The sequence below is a fragment of the Candidatus Acidiferrales bacterium genome, from assembly GCA_035515795.1.
GTDB lineage: Bacteria > Bacteroidota > Ignavibacteria > Kryptoniales > JAKASW01 > JAKASW01.
This window is the reverse complement of sequence record DATJAY010000002.1, coordinates 110,348-127,889: the sequence shown is the minus strand read 5'-3', so window position 1 is coordinate 127,889 and position 17,542 is coordinate 110,348. Positions and strand designations below refer to the sequence as shown.

Genomic DNA, 17,542 nt, shown 5'->3' with positions numbered 1-17,542 from the left:
GGCCGGCTTTAATGGCCCGACGCGGCGGCTTCCTTCACCTTGACCATGAGTGTATCCAATCGTCCACGATCTAAGAATTGTCCTCGAAAGAAAACTCCATCGATCTTCGACGTGTTTCGGATGTCGTCAAGCGGGTTGGCGCGCAGTAACACGAACGATGCCTCTTTCCCCTCTTCGATGCTCCCAAGACGTTTATCGACACCGCAAAACCTTGCGGGGACAATTGTAGCGCTTCGCAGTATATCTATCTGCGGTATCCCGGCTTCCTGCCATATTTCCATCTCTTCATGAACGGAAAAGCCGGGGACGACGCCGGGAAATAGCAGATCGGTTCCTACGAGGAGCGTGAAATGCGCATCGTACAAATCTTTCAGGAAACTTTTATAGTATGGAAAAAGCTGACCGGCGATTTCTGTATTATTCACCTGCGCTCCCCACAAGTTTTTCCAAAAACCTTTTACAAAAGGAGAAACATAATCAAGGTTCGGATAGTCGCCTGCGAATATCTTTTTCAGACTTGCCCCGCTTTTCATCTCGACCAGCGTCGGACAAACGGCCATCCCGTAACTCCCGATCTTCCTTAGTTCCGCCTGCAATTTTTCACTGTCGACTTTAGGATAGCTCAGGAAGTAAACCTGGTCGGCTCCCATACCGCCGGACTTAAGACTGAAAGGCTGTCCCAACGCTTTTGCTATCACATTTCCAAATCCGAAAAGGTGTTCGCTGCTGCTCAACCCGGCTCTCGCGGCATCTTCGATATACACAGTCTCCGGCACATGTCCGACCGCTTTGATACCCTCCTTCCTGCATTCATCGATGATCGCAAGGAAAACATCTTTTTTGAGTCCACTATACGTCTTGATTTCATCAACGCCTGCTTTGACTTGCTTGTCGACATTGGCTCTTCCTTCGTCCGGCGAACTGCACGCGAGTGTTATTTGCGGGATGAATGGCGGATCGCCGTCGAGATAATCGCCGGTGGTGATCATTTCCGGTCCGAACTTTTTCCCCGCGTTAAGCGAGTTGCGCTCCTTGACGGCAGCATCAGTATTGTTTCCCATCTCTCTCATGAAGACAACTCCCTGCGAGATCAGCATCGGCCCGAACCCGGCAGGGTCGATGTAATGCACGTGCGAATCGATCAGGCCCGGAATGACGAACAAGCCGCGGCCGGCAACCACTTCATAGTCTGAGAGGGGCATCCCGCTGTCGGCTGAGACGATCTTCCGGATCAGCCCATCTTCGACGAATATCGTTTTGTTTCTTTGAATGCACTTCTGCTCCACGTCTACGATAGAAATATCGGTGATCGCATATCTTTTCGGCGACGCATTCTGCGCGGTGACAACTGCGCTGCTGCAAAGAACAAGAAGGAAAAAGATCTTAATTGACTTCATGGCACAACTTCCTTTTTTCCAATAAATTAGTATCGCTGTGCTGGCGAGCGCAAGTTATAGGGGATAACTGAAAAGAAGTTGGGACGGTTTACAAGACTCTCAACGCCTCAGATAGGCGAAGACATTGTCTTTATACTTCCGGGAAACCGGTATCATGGAGTCTACACCCTCCAGCATGATTTTGTATCCGGCTTCATTCCCCGAGACAGTCTTTACCCTGTTGAGATTTACGATGTAGCTGTTGTGGCACCTTCTGACGGCCGGTGATTGCCTGACCAGCTGTTTCTCCGCTTCGGAGAGAGTGTTTCTCAAAAGAGAGTGTCTCATCTGTCCGTTCTCAATACGATAGACTTCGACATAGTTGTCCGCAGAAGCGAGGTACAATAACGACTGCGAGTCCACGGTAATGACCTCGCTAAGACTCGAGGAGGATAAAGTGAGCGCGCCATTTACGTATGCTCCTTCACTTTTGAATCTCGACAGGTCGGAATTGATTTGATTGATGATCCTGATCCTCTTCTTCAGATAATATGAATTGTAAAGCACTACCGTGAACAGGACCGGGAGCGAGCCGACGAGAAGCGTCTGTAACTCCATGATGTGCAGACCTCTCCAGTGAAATACTCCCTTGCCGACCACTATTTCGAACACGAAGAAATTGCTCAAGCCGATGACCAGCATATTCCAGACCAGCCACAGGATGGTCGTGCCGACGACATGGTTTTTTATCAGAATGTTCTGGAGAAGGTAAAAATTTGCGACAGAAATAATAAGTCCGAAGGTGCAATAATATAATATCAGCTCCGATTGGACGGCGGCTGGATAGAGTATCAGACCGAAGGGACCGAAGAACCATAGAAAGACACCCGCAAACGCCGTAGTGCCGAAGGATAACAACGCCTTGACGCGCCTGTCCTTCAGGAAATCGTATGGACGGTAGAAAAACGTGACAAGATTCTTAATCATATTGCAGTCCGCCTGAAATGTTTGCGGGAGTAATTTAGCGAGTGAGATTGAAAGTTTCATGGTTGCAAGGGTGCGACGGCCTGAGAAAAATTGGCGTCAAGTCACCGCCTTGCGGGATGGCGCAAGGCGCCAATTGACGGTTACCTTGCGAAGGTAGCTCTGCTCCAGCTTTGCAGCCTTCGCACGATCGCTTGCTCAGAACTTCACGGAGAATCCCAGCGACGGCAGCGTGGGAAACAATTTCTCCGCGCGGATCTGCGGATATCCGTTATTGTCAAATCCGTAATCATACGATTGGACATTTGTGAAGTCAAAAAGATTGCTCACATCGAGAAATACCGAAGAGGCACAATCGAAGAGTGTAAAGTCTTTGGTTACTCTGGCATCGATCCGTTTATAAGCCGGCAAGTAAGCCGAGTTTGGATTTCCTAATTCCCACGTCCACGTATCATATGTTTGGTTGTAAACGGCGATCATCGGAGTATACGGATACCCGCTGCCGTAAACAGCCCTGACGTTCATGCTCCATGCCTTTCCAAGATCGATGTCGGCAACTATGGCGAGCGTGTGGCGCTGATCGGTGTTTCTCGGGAAGTAATAACCCAACGTATCGTTCAGTGTCAGCTTCTGATCCGCTTTGAGGTAACTGTAGCTTATCCATCCGGAGAATCCCGGGATCGAGTACATCAAAAATAAATCCGCGCCGGATGCTCTGCCCATCGCATCGTTCTTCCTCGAATAATACACTCTCCCTGAGGGTGAGACAGTTGATGAAATAAGATCGCTGTATGTCTTATGATATAATTGTACCTTCAGGGTCAGGAAATCACGGTCTTCCTCGTCGGAGATGATCCTGTAGTCTCCACCGATCACGTAATGGATCGCGAGCTGCGACTTTGTATTGGTATCCGACGGAGTCGAGTACTCGAGTTGCTCGTAAACCGGCGATTGATAGTAGTATCCCCACGCCCCACGAAGCGTAAGGTCGGTAGTCATCTTGTACGCGAGATTTATTCGCGGACTCCATGTCAGGTCCTTATCGATATCGAAATAGTCAACCCTGCCTCCGACATTGAGGATCGTCTGTTCCCCGATCTGGAATATGTTCTCAAGATATCCGGCAACTTTAAATGACTGCGCGTCTATGCTGCCGAATTCGTTAGAGATACTATTTTCGCCGCGGACCGTGTATGATGTGTCCGGGTACTGGTTGCCGTTGTTGGTAAACTCCGCGATGGTTTGCTCATTTACTTGATCCTGGTAATAAAAGATCCGCTGATAGCTCGCTCCCGCCTTTATGCCGTAGATAGGAAGCATCTGCATGTCGTAAGACGAGCTGAACTCTAACGTCTTGATCCTAAGGTCATTGTCATATCCACGATTAACTGTATCTCTGTAGAAGATGTCGTTCTGGAGACTGTCAGAGTGGAACAAAAATGAATACCTGTTCTGATTCACTGCCTCCTCCGATTCGAGCTGGTCGTAATAAGAGATCTCCGATTTCAATACTGCCTCTGATGATATCACGTCTGTGCTTTGAAGCGCAATCATGCTGCTGTAGTAGTCGGCATGCTGCTCACTCGTGTCATTCCACACCTGAGTCAGCGAACCCGTGTAAGCGTGGTTTGACGTATAGAACGGGTAGGTGTACGAGTTGCCAAAGTCGACGTCAGGATCCTGCCTGAAAAGGTCGCCGGCCCGGATGAACAAGAGCGACAGCTTATGCTGCGGTGCAAGCTGGTACGCCAGTACACCCTGCGCATCGTAAAATGAGATATGCAACCCCGGCGAGATATTGAGCATTCTCATCACAAGCTGAGTGTAGCTTTCCCTGGCGCCGAAGATGAAAGAACCGTTGCTTCCGATTGGACCTTCTATCAGGGCATCGGCGTCGGTCATGCCGAGACTTGCCGAACCCTGCACCCTGTCTCTGCTTCCTTCGCGGTAATCGATGCTGAGCACGGAGCTCATCTTGTCTCCGTACCGCGCGGTGAAGCCGCCGGTCATCAAGTCCATCCTCTTGATCATATCGGCGTCAAATATCCCGATGCTCGCGTTCGACGCCTCCTTGATGTGGTATGGCTCATAGACCTGCATGCCATCAACCAGGACGAGGTTCTCGTTGAAGTCGCCGCCATGGACGTTAAACTTTGCGCTCAGCTCGTTGTCGTTCGAGACACCCGGGAGCATTTGAACGCTGCGGAGGACGTCCGCCGTCATGCTTGTTATACTGGAGATGGTCTGGCTTTGCAGTGAAAGAGCGCTGACCTCTTGTTGGGTCCCGCCGTTGGCTTCCTGGCTTGAATAGACGGTCATGTCCTGCAGGAGGATGTCGATGGATTTCAGGGCAATATCGAAATGAGTATCCCTGTGCACAGAGACCGGCACGATGGAAGTTTTATATCCGACGTAGCTGAATTGGAGCTGATAGTCGCCAGATGGTATGTCGATCGAGAAGTTGCCCCGGTCGTCAGTTACGGCTCCCTGCTGGGTTCCAACGACGAACGCACTCGCAAATACCAACGGCTCCATTGTGGACGCGTCGCGAACGATACCGGTGATCTTGAAAGTCTGTGCACAAAGGGTGGAATAACAAACCAATAATGAAATGATCGACAGCCTTGTGAGCATTTCCATTCCTCCTGAATTCCTGCGAATTTTTGTCGGAGAAAATCTACCACTTTACTATACGATAATACAAGAGACGTGCATCACATTATTGCCTCGGTCGAACCACTTCCAGGACGAGGCAGCGATAAGTCAAGTCATGGTCATTTTCGGTAGTGACTCATTTTCGATTCTATAAAAATGTCATTCCGGCGAAAGCCGGAATCCAGCGCTCTGGATGCCAGCTGGAGTTTACCCCGTGCTTGACACGGGGCTGGCATGACAAGGCTCGTTTGTCCGAATGTTCAAAGTGAGTCGCTACCTGGAAACTCTATTGTTGTCTTTCTCGTTTATTCCTCCGTACCAACATGTCTATAAATATGGTAGCAACCAGTTTTCCCTGCGGGGACCGACCAAACACATCGAATGTCATTCCCGCGTGCTCCAAGTCCCGTCAGAATTATTTATATGTCGGGATCCCGCTTCGCGGTGACGGGAATCCAGTCCGCTGCAATGTGGATTCCCGATGGCGCCTTGCGGCATGCCGCATACCTGCACAGAATGATTGAGCGGCATAGAAGCATTCGGGAATGACAGATGTGCAATGGGGTATATATTACTCCGGAGGAAAAGGATTACTTCAACAACATTCCGTATTTCTACAATAAGCAAATCGAATTAAAATCTATTTTTATTCGGACAAATAATCAAAGAAAGACAATTAGAACAATAAACAAGGTCGGAGTAAAATCATGACAAAGGTAATTCTTGGAAACCATTCATCGGTTTTGGTTCCTCGGAAGGATCGGGACAGCATTCGTAAATTCTATTGCGATGTCCTCGGTGGTAAAATCACAAAAGCGGAGGACGAAAGGGACTTCCTTCGTTTGGGAGAAAACTTTTATATCGTGTTTCGCTATGCGGATGTACCCGATGAGAGTGAGTTCTTACGAACTGCACGATCGATCTGGCTGGAAATTAAGTCCAACAACGTGGAAGAAATGAATCAAAAAATCCTGGAGTCCGGTCTTGTAGTGAAACTTGAACGACCAGACCCTCATCTTTATTTCCAGGCACCTGGAGGGCAGTGTCTCCGGTTAGTCGGAATCGACGAGGATCTCTCCTTTTATGAGGGGATCGGAGGAGATTCGAACGTGGCAAAGACGAAAGAGGCATTCAAGAAAAAGGGAAATTAGGATTTTCAAAGCAGTATCTCTGCAAGAATCAGCACAAATGAGGCAAGCAAAATGGAAAACAAAAGTTACACTGCGACGATAGAGGTTGCCAAGTCTCCGAAAGACGTTTTCAATCGCATCAGTGATGTTTCAAAATGGTGGAGCAAAGATTTTGAAGGAAGCAGCACAAACTTGAACGATGAGTTTGTCATTCACCATCCCGGCCGCCATTATTCAAAACAGAAATTGATTGAAATTATTCCCGGCAAAAAAGTCGTATGGCTTGTTACCGAAAGCAAACTGAATTGGATTGAAAAAGATAAGCGTGAATGGACAAACACAAAGATGGTTTTTGAGATAACCACTAAAGGAGATAAAACCTTTCTTCATTTTACTCACGAAGGGCTAGTTCCCGAAAAAGAGTGCTATGCAAGGTGTGGGCAGGGCTGGAATATGGTTATTAAGGATTGGCTATTCAACTTTATCACCGACGACAACTGGAGGCTTCCAATTGCTAAATCGGACTTTGCCTACGTGACCTATATCCGCACCACACAGGAGAAGCTGTGGTCGGCACTAACGAACGTGGAGCTCATGAAGCAATACTGGTTCGGCGTTCGCTGCGAGAGCCGGTGGACGGAGGGGTCATCGTGGAAGCTGGCGTACCCCGATGGCCGCAGCACAGATGCCGGCGAGATCGTCGAGGCCGAGCCGCCACGCCGGTTAGTGATCCGGTGGCAGCATCAGGACAAGCCTGAGCTCAAAGCCGAAGGCGAGTCTTACTGTATGATGGAACTGGAACAAAGTGGATCGGCGGTCAAATTCTCCGTCACCCACACCATCGCACGCGAACCCTCGAAGTTCATCGCGGCGGTGTCCGTCGCCTGGCCGATGGTCATCTCCAACCTGAAGTCCCTGCTGGAGACCGGCTCCATCGTTCTACAGAACCCCTTTCCCATTGAGAGCGCCCATCCGCACTAGTTACGGGGCAGTTGTCCTAATGAATCCCTTCAGTAAACTCCCGACAAGCTTTCCCTTTCCGACCCCCATCATTTCGATGGCGCCTTAAGCGCCAGAAGCAATCCTTTTGTTTGTAGTACAACATTGGGATTGTCACGTCCAAAAATCTGTATGTCGGGATGCCGTCAAGCGGCACTTCGTCGTTTTACTCCTCGCGATGACGGGTTAATGAAGGAGGCAGGGTTCTTCCCGCTCAGGAGTGCCTTCGCAGCTTTAGGGCCCGAACCTTGTTTGAATAAATGTCCCGGCGGGAATGAATTCTCTGTGGGAACTATCTACACAATAACTTTGTAATTTTAACGATGAATGCAGCACAAAAAGGAACCCCGGGTTATTTTACTCGCGAAACAAATCTTCATTCATGAGTCAGTCAGTGTCCACTTACAATTCAAAACGGTTGAACGAATAAGCATCGCTTTATGCTAATCGACAGATGCGGCAGAACTAAAAGGAATAACGGAAACATTAACGCGCTAAAATAAAACCAATTCATTTCCATTGAAAGGAGAGACAACATGGGAATCGAGGTAAACATAATTGCAGGCCCTGACAAAAACTCATCGAGCATCAGTGCCTCAGGATCGTTCCAGCACGTAATTACAGATGACGAAATAAAAAGCTTCAAGCTAGGAGATAGAGCGCTTAAGGAAGCCGTTAATGCTCATTTCGGAAAGTCTCCGAATGACGCATACCTTCGAAGCCCTACCCCGTGGGACGATCTGTACAAGACATATAATTGGCCGGAGGTTCAAGTGGTCTTCGTCGTCCAGAGTGCGGAGGTTCTTGGGATAACGTCCAAGCCGACGATCATCAAGACCCAGGAGTTTGAGAATAAACATCCTACGAAGAAGGCCACGTTCAATGTCAACATCACGGAACAAGTGAATAACACCACGTCGTCGAATTGGAGTCATTCGAACATGTTTAAGGTGGGTCAGAAATTAACTTACAAAGCCAAATTTTTCGCGACTGCCGAGATCGGCGGTGAGACCGCAATTGAGTACAGTCACACCTGGGGAGAAGGAGGGGTGGAATCTCAATCGATCACGGTGGGTTCCACCGCGGGGATGGTCGTTGAACTCGGACCTGGTGAGAGCATCCTCGCAGAACTTTCTGCAAGCCGGGGAGTCCTGAAGACGCGAATTCGTTATAACGCATACCTGATAGGAAACACCGCGGTAAATTATAATCCGACATATCGAGACCATCACTTCTGGTCTTTGGGCATCGCCGGAGTAATGGCATCCGGCAAAATTCCAAATTCAATTGTTTCAACTGAAGAGATAGAAGTCGGTTACTACTCGAATGCCAAGATAACGTTAAAGGATGGCAAGACCGGCAAGATGAAGATGGCTCGCTTTGTGTCCGACGTATCTGCGGATTAAATCCTGACATAGATACAGGTTCAACTCCACCGGAGGTAAGTGTGGGTGGCTTTGAAACTCGCCGAGTCCGACGGACTCGGCGGAGTCTGACGATCTTCGCAAGATTCGCTCAGCTTTGAGGGAGTTGTCCGAACGAACCCCTTCGAGGAACTCACGACAAGTTCTCCCTTTACAGTTTCTCGTCGTTGCGATGGCGCCTTAAGCACCAGAAGCAATCCTTCGCAACTGAAGCAACCCTGCGAAGGTTTCACAGTCGAGATACCGTTGCTTTCGGAAGGTTGCTTGATGAGTCGAATGAAACTTCCTTTAGTTTTCCGGCGTATTAGAAACTGTCTGTTCTCAGAAAGAAGGAGGTTGGTCATGAAAAAATCTGTATTAGCGTTAAGCATTCTTCTGGCGTTCCTCGCTGGAGCCTGCGCTCAAACGAATTGCATCTGGGTAGAAAAATCCGATGACGGGAGAGCGATGCAGAGGCTCGGCATTTCTATAGGGCTCGTCAAACTTCTTGCACGACCCGGATCAAGCTTTGACCTCGACAACACGAGGTTATCGTACGATACTCTCCTTGCCGTCTATAACGAAGGTTTGGAAATACGGATTAAGGACAGCATCGGTGAGACGATAATATATGGCGGCAAGTTCGGCGAGAAGATGAAGGAAGAGAGTGAACGACACAACTATTTAATTGTCGAAAGCACTGACAGCGACGGTACAACAAAGACCGAAAAGATCAGGATCGAATCGATAGAAGCCCTTCCTTTCTTGCTTTCCATGATCGGCTCAAAGGATACCGGCGATGACATCGACAGGATCGAATCGGCTCTGGAGAGAGGTGGAGTTCTCTACATCCGCGACTTCAGGAAAAATACGCGGCTGTGGATGTACGTGAACTGAGGGCATTACAAATAGGCTATAATAAATACACTCACCGATAATAATGAGTTGAGTTCCCGAATGGCTTCCCCCTCAGGGGCAGAACCATGCCTGCCGGCAGGCAGGTCCCTCGGAACAGGAGAGAAGCCAGAGGGGTAGTGTCTCAGTTTCATCCTAATTGTCATTCCGGCGAACGCCGGAATCCAGCCATTGACCCGGATGCCAGCTGGAGTTTACCCCGTGCTTGACACGGGGCTGGCATGACAACGTCTCGCCTATTTAGATGTTCAAATTGAGACACTGCCGCCAGATGAATCTTGTGAAAAATTACAGGTGCATCTTTTAAATTGAAACTTCTTGCATTATATTCTCAATAATGTGCATGGCATCATGCACGAGTATAATCACTAACATTTAGGAGACAGAAAATGAAGTCCTTGCTTCGCAAGAAAACGATCTTATCCTGCATCATTGCAGTGTTCCTTTTTGCTGGTATTACAGCTTTTGGTGGTAAAGTGAGCCACAAACGGCACCCCAATCTTGCAGCAGCGCAAACGCTGATTGAAAAAGCGGTAAATAAAGTCAGCGCTGCTCAGGCGGCTAACGAATTCGACATGGAGGGTCATGCGGCAAAAGCAAAAGCTCTTCTCGATCAAGCCTATGCTGAAATAAAGTTGGCCGCGGTAACTGCCAATAAGAAGTAATTCGTTTTGTAAGTATTATTTGCTTTCGGCGTCGGGCATTCTGAATAGAATGCCCGATCATCTAAACCAAGACACCCCTCCCGCCGGGAGAGAGTCGAACTCCCGGCAAGATTTCCCTTTCCAGCCTCCTGTCATTGCGATGGCACCTTAAGCGCCAGAAGCAATCCTTTTGTTTGTGGTACAACAGTGGCATTGCCCCGTCCAGAAATCTGTATGTCGGTCACCGCGAAGTCCCGACCAGTTTATCTGTATGCCGGGATGGCGCAAAGCGCGTACGGGATCCCGCGTCATTTGAATGGCCATAATGTCAGAACGGGAGATGCCGTCAAGCGGCACTTCGTCGTTTTACTCCTCGCAATGTCGGGTCAATGAAGGAGACAGGGTTCTTCCCGCTCACGAGTCCCTTTGCAACTGTGGTAGGATAACAAAACGAGTCACGAGACTAATTTATTCGAGAAAGGAAAACGCAATGCCGGATATTTTTCATAGAGGTTGTTCTTTTGAGTTTGAAGGACTATTTAGAGAAATGGAAAGGACATCCTGCCCCCGATGATACACAGATTTTCGTGGGGGAAAGGGTTAAGAAATAGACTTTCATTAAGTCGATTGATTCGCTGACGAGAGGGAATTTTTCATGGAGAGACGGGAGGGCGTCGTTGGATCTGGAAACTCCTCAAACCGCGGCGGCTGTCCCAATGCATGTAACACGGCAGCTTTCATATTAGGCTCTTGGTTTTCATCCACGAAAGATAATTCACGCCAACCTGTCAACAAAAGGACGAGCTAAATTCCGGCGAAGCCTAAGATGGGCGGGACGGCTTTGGAAAGTCAAAAAACAAATTTGACTATACTAATTATTCGCATTAGAAAAGGAAATATCACGGTTAACCAACAATCTTTTTGAAAGGACTCGGCATGAAAAGAGAGCGTCAAAATCAACAGTACCACGAGGACAATCCATTCATGTCTATAAAATCTCGACCCAATTGTCGAATTATCTCGGCCTTCTATTTATGCGTCGCAACATAATTACCTCATTGAGGGCATTTGTGGATAAATTTTTCTGCCAAAGGTAAAAACCAGTTGCCACTATAGTCACTCGAACTTCGTTCTCATTCTCCGCCACAGAAACAGTAACATCAAAAAAACCTAAACTATCCACGGCACCCAAACGCGCCTGACCGCAAAGAATCACAGCCTTCCGAATTCTCTTTCCTGATTGGTCCCGAACAAAACCTTGGAAGTGGATGGGCTTGCGCTTTACCTCGACATTTAATGGGTTTCCATCGAGTTTGTACATCTTTTCAGGATCGACTGCCTGAAATCTTTCATCGTTCACCCACATATGTACTTCTTGGTTGAGGAAGGTCCCCGGGATTTGTTTGAAATCTACATCTCCCTTTCCATTGATGTGCTCTTCTCTGGTCTCTGATCCAAGTCTCATTAGTATTGTCCCTGAGTCCCGCAGTACCAGATCATGTATTCCTGCATTGCCATGGACAAAGACAGTTACTGAAAACGATTCATGATAAACATTACTAAATATATAGCCTCCGACAAGAACAAGCGTAAAGCCAACAATCGGGCCGCCAAGCTCGAGCTTTCCATTGAACTGCTGACCGGAATAACGCGCGTACGAACGAAGAACCCCGAATAAGAGCCCTGCTACAAGCAGACCGAAAGAAATCAATACAAAATAGTAAAACCCTCCTAGTGTTCCAGATTGTTCCAATTTGTCCATGTTCCTCAGCATAACGGAGACTAGTCCGATCGCCAGAAGTCCGCATGACAGTGAGAGAATTATGTAAGGTTTGGCATCTTTCCTTGAAACACTTGGCTCTTTAGCTATTTTCATGGAACCGTCGTCAAAATAATCTTGACCTGAAGAATGCGCAGCCCCCAAACTCTCTGAATCGCCTCGTGGGATCAAGGACTTATCAACAACTTGAACTGATGAGGGCTCACTTAGCATAATTACACTTCCGCTGGCTCTAGTTTTCTCTAGGGTTTGGTTTATGGAACGTGCCACCCCAGAGACAAACATATCAGAAGGCTCTTCGGTTTCTAGCGCTAAAATCTCTCTGTATTCATTTTCCTGAAATGCAAACTGTGCAAAATGCCAGAGCAACTGCAATTTCACAATCCTTGGTGGGTTCGTATTGTACCAATTAATAAGAAATCTCTTCAACAGAGTGTCTGGGGAATATTTGGCTAGGCCAATTGCAAGTCCTTCAAGCGCCTCGGCGGATGATTCGGTTTTCGGCAAGGATTCGATGAAATCCCAATTGGAATCAATGCTATCCCTGTCCTTTGTGATCAACCGATACAACCAACGACGAACATTAGGAGGTTGTTTATGCCAATCCTGAGGAGGAATTTGGAGGTCCCCGAAATTTGTCCCTTCTCCTTTATTCAATGCCCAGACAGAATACTCTGCAACATTTTTATCGTTATGCCGGTTGAGTTCAGAAATTACTTCCTTCTCAAACCTTGGACCGAGGTTAAGATTTCCTCCAGAGGCACCATAAAGTAAGCTGATCCATTTCAAAACAAGAGGGTCATTCTCGCTGAGTAGCTTGCTTAGCTCATTCTTAGTCTGAGGTCGCATGGCTGGCAAGAAATATCCCGGGGCAAGCATGACCGCTTTGCCAACAATGGAATTAGCTTCTTTTGTCGCTGTCTCTGCCTCCCGGCGATCAGTAATTTGGTAAATAGCCGAAACTAGCCATGTGAGATTCTCTTTGTCATTTTCGCGTGTCATCTGCCCCCTGAGGAAAGGCAAGAAACCCCGCTCCTTCAGAAGACCTATCGCTTTGTACGACCACCGTCTAACTTGAACGTCAGTCCAAGTTCCATGTCTAGACATCATTCTCAAAATCCTGGACCGAGTTTGACCTTGAGGGATATATCCAGATTCCATGATATCACAAAGTCGCTGTATTCCGCGCTTAACCATCGCAGGGTCGGCAGACTTTAGGAGCTCAAAAATCAAAGCTAGCGCAGCGTCATTTTTCGCGATCATTATTCGTCATACCTTCGATAACAACTCTCAGAAGATTGGAATCTTCATTGACGGATAGGCACCAGTATTCATGGTCACGACATAAGTGACTACCATCTGGTATTACTTTACAGTGAAGCCCGACTTCCAGAAATTGGGCACGCAATTCATCTCTGCTCCGTTGATCTCGGCGATAGACATTTGCCATTACAGCTCCATCAGGCTTTACGACTCTTCTGATTTCCTTAATCTGCTGAATGCTTATCGGGAACTGAAATACAAAGAGTGCAACAACAAGATCGATGCTTGAATCAGGTAATGGTAGGGGAGCATTAAGATTAAAGTGAAAAGACTTAATCCCCTTACTACTCAATAAATCGACAGATTCTAAATCAAGATCTGCTGTGAAATACTCTTTGAACTTGTGACCGGAATCTGGGAAAAGAGGGTTACTATCAGGACCGATTTCTAGAACCGAATTTATAACAAGACTATCTATCACCCGCAAAAACTTGGCTCTCACCGAGATGTTTATCTCCCAGTGGGGCATCTTCTGAATGAATTGTTCACGCAGTTTATTGACTGCCAGGACTTCATCTTCGGACAATTCCTCTGCTGACTTCGATATGTAAATGAAATCCATAAATCTGGAGTAGGTCTTGCCTTCGCATCGAATCGTCTCGGGCCTTTCTGGACCAGCGGGATCAATATACATGATTCCATTTGTTGCCTTCTTCAACTCACATAAAGGTGGGTCGTCATCTGCCTTTTTCATTATCGGTCCCTATCTCCATTTCTTCATTTACTTCGAATATATTTTCAGATATTCGGTTTTTACTTGGGCAATTAGGCGCCTGCGAGCAGTCGTAATTCGTCTCGTTGTGTTATACTGCAACCTGAATCCAGCTTCAGTGGCATATTGTTCAAGTAGATCACTCGTATCTTGTCTGGAACTTGAATCGCCGAGCACAATAGCCAGCAGTCCTGTCCGTTTCAAAACTGAATGCCAAAGTCTGAAACAATCATGCATGTAATCAACGTACTGCTGAAATGCTTTCGCGCTGTTCCTAGAAGACCGCTGCCCCATCTCTCGTTTCCTGAGTTCTTCAAAATCATCAAAGGAATATCCCTCTACAGGAATCAAATCCTTTTCGAACCACAAGAAAGAAAGCCGCTGTGATTTAACATAGTCTGCAACGCCGTAATAAGGTGGTGACGTCATAATGAGATCGACCGAACTTTTTGGAAGGGCACTTACAAAAAAATTGCTGTCTGCACATGACACTCGGTGTCTGCGTCTGATCTCCCTCCTGGACAACATAATTCCTCTCCCTTGCATATCATCAAGTACCTCATCGACAAAACTTGAATATTTCTCCAATGCTCTGTGGAAAGCATTAAACGCATCCTTGTAGATTATTTCGTCATGTTTCGGTGCAACATTATCGCACACCCAGCCCCAATGACGCCACTGTGAAGAAACCGTTTTGAGAATGCTGGAAAATATCGCCTGCGCCGGGATTCTGATTGAAGTCTCACGAATACACTTCACCCTATGTAAGATCAAAAGGAGTTCTTTATAGGTATCTTTGTGATACCATCTTTTCAATTCGGTCTCTTTCGGGTGATGATTTGTAATCAACTTTTCATCTTTGGCAAAAAGTCCACTTCGTGATCGAAAGGAAAGAGTCTCATGTAAACGCGACAGGTCGGGAAAAAGAAGCTTAGCCTGTGAAATAAGAATCGCAATGGGATTTGAATCAACCCCGATAAAACTTCGGTTCAACCTAATCGCTTCCAGTCCCGTAACCGACGTCCCACAAAAGGGATCCAATACAACGGCATTCTCCTTCGTCAGCAATGGGATAAGAGAACCCGGTACCGCAGAGACAAATGTGGCCGGGTACCAATGAAATGATTGCATGCCTTCATTTCGGATGTTAGGAAAATCCCAGTCAACACCCTCAAGATCTTTCTTAGAATAACTCAATTTGCCTTCTTTCGAAATAATTCAATAAAGGTCGTTCGTCGTAGTCCTCGGGGAATTTTGTCCAAAACCTCCATCCAGGAGCGATTGTCTTGACCAGCTCAATTACTTTCACCCGCCATGCATTCTTTTCCTTTTCAGGAATTCCAAGCATATCTCGTCCATAATCCCTTGTCGCAATTGCTGACACTAAAATACTGGAAGAGTCCGTTCCCACGGTTAACTGCGCACCCTGCATGTTTTGGAAATGCGTTTCTCGAGCAACTAACTTTGATTCAGGCCAAAAGAAATACTGTGCCTTCAACCTGAACTCCATAATATCGGATTGGCTAACTCCTTCTTCGATCAAGGGAAAGGAGACTGGGGGTTTCTCTGTTGAAACGAACCATACATAATCAATTAACTCGTACTGGGGCCGCGATAGTAGCCAAGTGGCCTGGCTTCGCGTCGAACTATTGTCCAGGAGATTTTGCTCAAACTGAGAATCGGTCAGAAACCAAGTCTTCTCATCAATCACGTTTGACTCTACTGCATTTATGAGCAAGAACTTCAAAAATGCATTATATGAGACACACTCCGGATGAGTGATTATCATCGTATAGATTTGTTCTCTCATAACAAGCCATTTTCTAATCGCCGGAATCGCATCTGAGGAAAAGCGCAACTTCATCTGCGAATCAACAACAATATTTTTAAGGATCAGCTCTAAGTTCTCGTGAACTCCTTCATAACCAAGCAGATAAGCCATTCGATGGACATTGTCGATATTATCAATGTCAATGTCTGCCGACACTGCAGAACGAGAACCACCAGGTGGGCAAATCAGACGAAAGACCTCATCGCTCTTTATACCATGTCGCCTTAGAGTTCCAGCCAGTTGAAGAGAAGATGAAACAAGGATCTGATGATATTTATTAGTGGGATGATAATTGCCGAAGAGAATGGATTCCACCAATTTCTCATGTGAGAATGTGGGATTCTTTTTCTTAATGATCGTCTCTAGTAAATGGCCGAATGGAAGAATTCCCACGTCGTGCAAAAGGCCAGCTGTAATCAGAGTTTTCCTTTCTCCTATGGTGAGACTTGACCTTTCCGCAAGCTTATATGCAAGAAAAGAAACCCCAATCGAATGAGGAAATCTCCTCGCCGATGCCAGATCCTGGATATGCGGCGCATCAAAGTTCATAAGCCGCATATGCCTCAATCTCTGCACCTCTGGGCATCCAAGCAGTTCATAGAGTAGGTCCTGGTATGGAGTACCCCTAAAGTCGATTACACCATGGAGATCGTCCCTAAATAACATCACCGACCCAAACATGTAATGTTTCAAAGTGTTCCATCATGACTCCATACTAAGTTCACAAATTGCTCTCCATCAAAGATTTATCCTCCATCATGCACCATTTAATATTATTGATTGTCATGAATACCTTGACCATCCAAGGTAATTTAATTTCACAAGAAAGACTGATTATTCCAACCTTAGGGGCGATATATTGCCTTGTTTCGTCTTCATCCGACTTTTTTCAGCGCCGCATCAATATCCAGCACCGAAAGTTCACCGTTGCCATTCGGGTTGGCGGCGTCGAGGGTACCAGCGCACTCGTGGCATTTCATGATCGTCCTGGGCCATCCATTGAAATGGACGGCTCCACTCTCGGCAAAACCCCTTCGGGGTTGCGGGCTTTCGTGAGGCGTCCCGCCTTGCGGGATGCCGATGGTGATCCATTCTATTATTCATTGCCATTCCTTCGCAGCGCCGCATCAATATCCAGCACCGAAAGTTCTCGATCACCATTCGGGTTGGCGGCGTCGAGGGTACCAGCACATTCATGGCACTTCATTATAGTCTTGAGATACTTCTTCTCCACGAGCTCGGGAATGTAATCGAAATACTTCGGCTCGTCGGGAAGTATTTTGTCGTGGTAGAACTCGTAAAGTCCCATTGTCCCCTTCGATGAGTTGCACGAGCCGCACGCCCAGACCTCATTGTGGATCGACTGGATATGGTCGCATGTGGGACAGTCGGGTTTAATATGCAGCGACTTCGGTACGATGTGCTCGCGGGTCAGGTTCTCCGTCGAGCCGCAATAGGCGCACTTCTTCTCGGCTTCGACGAGCTGCCAGTCCTCGCGCTCGATGTGCGACCATGATTTCCCGCCCGACTTCAAGTCATGGAACGTCTTCTTGATGAAACCGTAATGCAGTTTCTTCGCCTGCTGCCCGTCCGGAACATTGAAGGCACGGCAGGTTATGATCTTGGCGTACTGGTAATAGATCAAATCGCGAATTGTTTTTACTTCTTTATCTGGCATACAAAAATCCCACTTTCTTTTCGTAAACCGGTATATCTTTTAGTGGCCCGCCTTCAATTACTAAAGCTCGTTTAATTTGCCAGGAAGGAACGATTAAAACAAATCACTATCC

Annotated in this window: 14 protein-coding genes; 6 read left to right on the top strand and 8 right to left on the bottom strand. The window is 47.1% G+C overall.

Annotation, left to right across the window (positions count from 1 at the left end):
- Positions 1-8: 8 nt before the first annotated feature.
- The 3 genes from VLX91_00790 to VLX91_00780 form a co-directional block, all read right to left on the bottom strand.
- Positions 9-1,397: an amidohydrolase family protein gene (locus VLX91_00790; GenBank protein ID HUI28721.1), complete on the bottom strand. Its 1,389-nt coding sequence runs from the start codon at positions 1,395-1,397 to the stop codon at positions 9-11.
- 99 nt (positions 1,398-1,496) lie between these two features.
- Positions 1,497-2,363, bottom strand: a complete 867-nt coding sequence (locus VLX91_00785; GenBank protein HUI28720.1) for a LytTR family DNA-binding domain-containing protein — start codon at positions 2,361-2,363, stop codon at positions 1,497-1,499.
- 195 nt (positions 2,364-2,558) lie between these two features.
- Positions 2,559-4,994, bottom strand: a complete 2,436-nt coding sequence (locus VLX91_00780; GenBank protein HUI28719.1) for a TonB-dependent receptor — start codon at positions 4,992-4,994, stop codon at positions 2,559-2,561.
- A gap of 728 nt (positions 4,995-5,722) precedes the next feature.
- On the opposite strand from VLX91_00780, the gene VLX91_00775 reads away from it, so the two are divergent.
- The 6 genes from VLX91_00775 to VLX91_00750 all read left to right on the top strand — a co-directional run bounded on the left by VLX91_00775 (position 5,723) and on the right by VLX91_00750 (position 10,499).
- Complete coding sequence (locus tag VLX91_00775; GenBank protein ID HUI28718.1) at positions 5,723-6,166, top strand: VOC family protein; 444 nt, start codon at positions 5,723-5,725, stop codon at positions 6,164-6,166.
- 51 nt (positions 6,167-6,217) lie between these two features.
- The gene (locus tag VLX91_00770) at positions 6,218-7,126 is read left to right on the top strand and encodes an SRPBCC domain-containing protein (protein ID HUI28717.1); all 909 of its coding nucleotides are present in this window, start codon (positions 6,218-6,220) and stop codon (positions 7,124-7,126) included.
- 554 nt (positions 7,127-7,680) lie between these two features.
- Positions 7,681-8,550 carry a hypothetical protein gene (locus VLX91_00765; protein ID HUI28716.1) on the top strand — a complete coding sequence of 290 codons (870 nt, stop codon included), beginning with the start codon at positions 7,681-7,683 and terminating at the stop codon, positions 8,548-8,550.
- 360 nt (positions 8,551-8,910) lie between these two features.
- On the top strand, positions 8,911-9,444 hold the full coding sequence (locus VLX91_00760) for a hypothetical protein (GenBank protein HUI28715.1): 534 nt from the start codon (positions 8,911-8,913) through the stop codon (positions 9,442-9,444).
- A 407-nt stretch (positions 9,445-9,851) separates the two neighbouring features.
- Complete coding sequence (locus VLX91_00755; GenBank protein HUI28714.1) at positions 9,852-10,127, top strand: hypothetical protein; 276 nt, start codon at positions 9,852-9,854, stop codon at positions 10,125-10,127.
- Between the two features lie 213 nt (positions 10,128-10,340).
- A complete protein-coding gene (locus tag VLX91_00750) occupies positions 10,341-10,499 on the top strand; it encodes a hypothetical protein (protein HUI28713.1) in 159 nt (52 codons plus the stop codon).
- Between the two features lie 622 nt (positions 10,500-11,121).
- On the opposite strand, the gene VLX91_00745 is transcribed toward VLX91_00750, so the two are convergent.
- The 5 genes from VLX91_00745 to VLX91_00725 all read right to left on the bottom strand — a co-directional run bounded on the left by VLX91_00745 (position 11,122) and on the right by VLX91_00725 (position 17,430).
- The gene (locus tag VLX91_00745) at positions 11,122-12,888 is read right to left on the bottom strand and encodes a hypothetical protein (GenBank protein ID HUI28712.1); all 1,767 of its coding nucleotides are present in this window, start codon (positions 12,886-12,888) and stop codon (positions 11,122-11,124) included.
- A gap of 244 nt (positions 12,889-13,132) precedes the next feature.
- A complete protein-coding gene (locus tag VLX91_00740) occupies positions 13,133-13,903 on the bottom strand; it encodes a methyltransferase domain-containing protein (protein ID HUI28711.1) in 771 nt (256 codons plus the stop codon).
- A gap of 27 nt (positions 13,904-13,930) precedes the next feature.
- On the bottom strand, positions 13,931-15,118 hold the full coding sequence (locus VLX91_00735) for a DNA methyltransferase (protein ID HUI28710.1): 1,188 nt from the start codon (positions 15,116-15,118) through the stop codon (positions 13,931-13,933).
- The gene (locus tag VLX91_00730; protein HUI28709.1) at positions 15,105-16,433 is read right to left on the bottom strand and encodes an HD domain-containing protein; all 1,329 of its coding nucleotides are present in this window, start codon (positions 16,431-16,433) and stop codon (positions 15,105-15,107) included. The genes VLX91_00735 and VLX91_00730 overlap by 14 nt, the downstream gene beginning before the upstream one ends.
- Before the next feature lie 415 nt (positions 16,434-16,848).
- Positions 16,849-17,430, bottom strand: a complete 582-nt coding sequence (locus VLX91_00725; protein ID HUI28708.1) for a hypothetical protein — start codon at positions 17,428-17,430, stop codon at positions 16,849-16,851.
- Positions 17,431-17,542: the final 112 nt, after the last annotated feature.

Coding starts and splice junctions, on each gene's coding strand:
- VLX91_00790 (HUI28721.1), bottom strand. CDS start 1,397: ATGAAGTCAATTAAGATCTTTTTCCTTCTTGTTCTTTGCAGCAGCGCA.
- VLX91_00785 (HUI28720.1), bottom strand. CDS start 2,363: ATGATTAAGAATCTTGTCACGTTTTTCTACCGTCCATACGATTTCCTG.
- VLX91_00780 (HUI28719.1), bottom strand. CDS start 4,994: ATGCTCACAAGGCTGTCGATCATTTCATTATTGGTTTGTTATTCCACC.
- VLX91_00775 (HUI28718.1), top strand. CDS start 5,723: ATGACAAAGGTAATTCTTGGAAACCATTCATCGGTTTTGGTTCCTCGG.
- VLX91_00770 (HUI28717.1), top strand. CDS start 6,218: ATGGAAAACAAAAGTTACACTGCGACGATAGAGGTTGCCAAGTCTCCG.
- VLX91_00765 (HUI28716.1), top strand. CDS start 7,681: ATGGGAATCGAGGTAAACATAATTGCAGGCCCTGACAAAAACTCATCG.
- VLX91_00760 (HUI28715.1), top strand. CDS start 8,911: ATGAAAAAATCTGTATTAGCGTTAAGCATTCTTCTGGCGTTCCTCGCT.
- VLX91_00755 (HUI28714.1), top strand. CDS start 9,852: ATGAAGTCCTTGCTTCGCAAGAAAACGATCTTATCCTGCATCATTGCA.
- VLX91_00750 (HUI28713.1), top strand. CDS start 10,341: ATGTCGGTCACCGCGAAGTCCCGACCAGTTTATCTGTATGCCGGGATG.
- VLX91_00745 (HUI28712.1), bottom strand. CDS start 12,888: ATGACACGCGAAAATGACAAAGAGAATCTCACATGGCTAGTTTCGGCT.
- VLX91_00740 (HUI28711.1), bottom strand. CDS start 13,903: ATGAAAAAGGCAGATGACGACCCACCTTTATGTGAGTTGAAGAAGGCA.
- VLX91_00730 (HUI28709.1), bottom strand. CDS start 16,433: ATGTTTGGGTCGGTGATGTTATTTAGGGACGATCTCCATGGTGTAATC.
- VLX91_00725 (HUI28708.1), bottom strand. CDS start 17,430: ATGCCAGATAAAGAAGTAAAAACAATTCGCGATTTGATCTATTACCAG.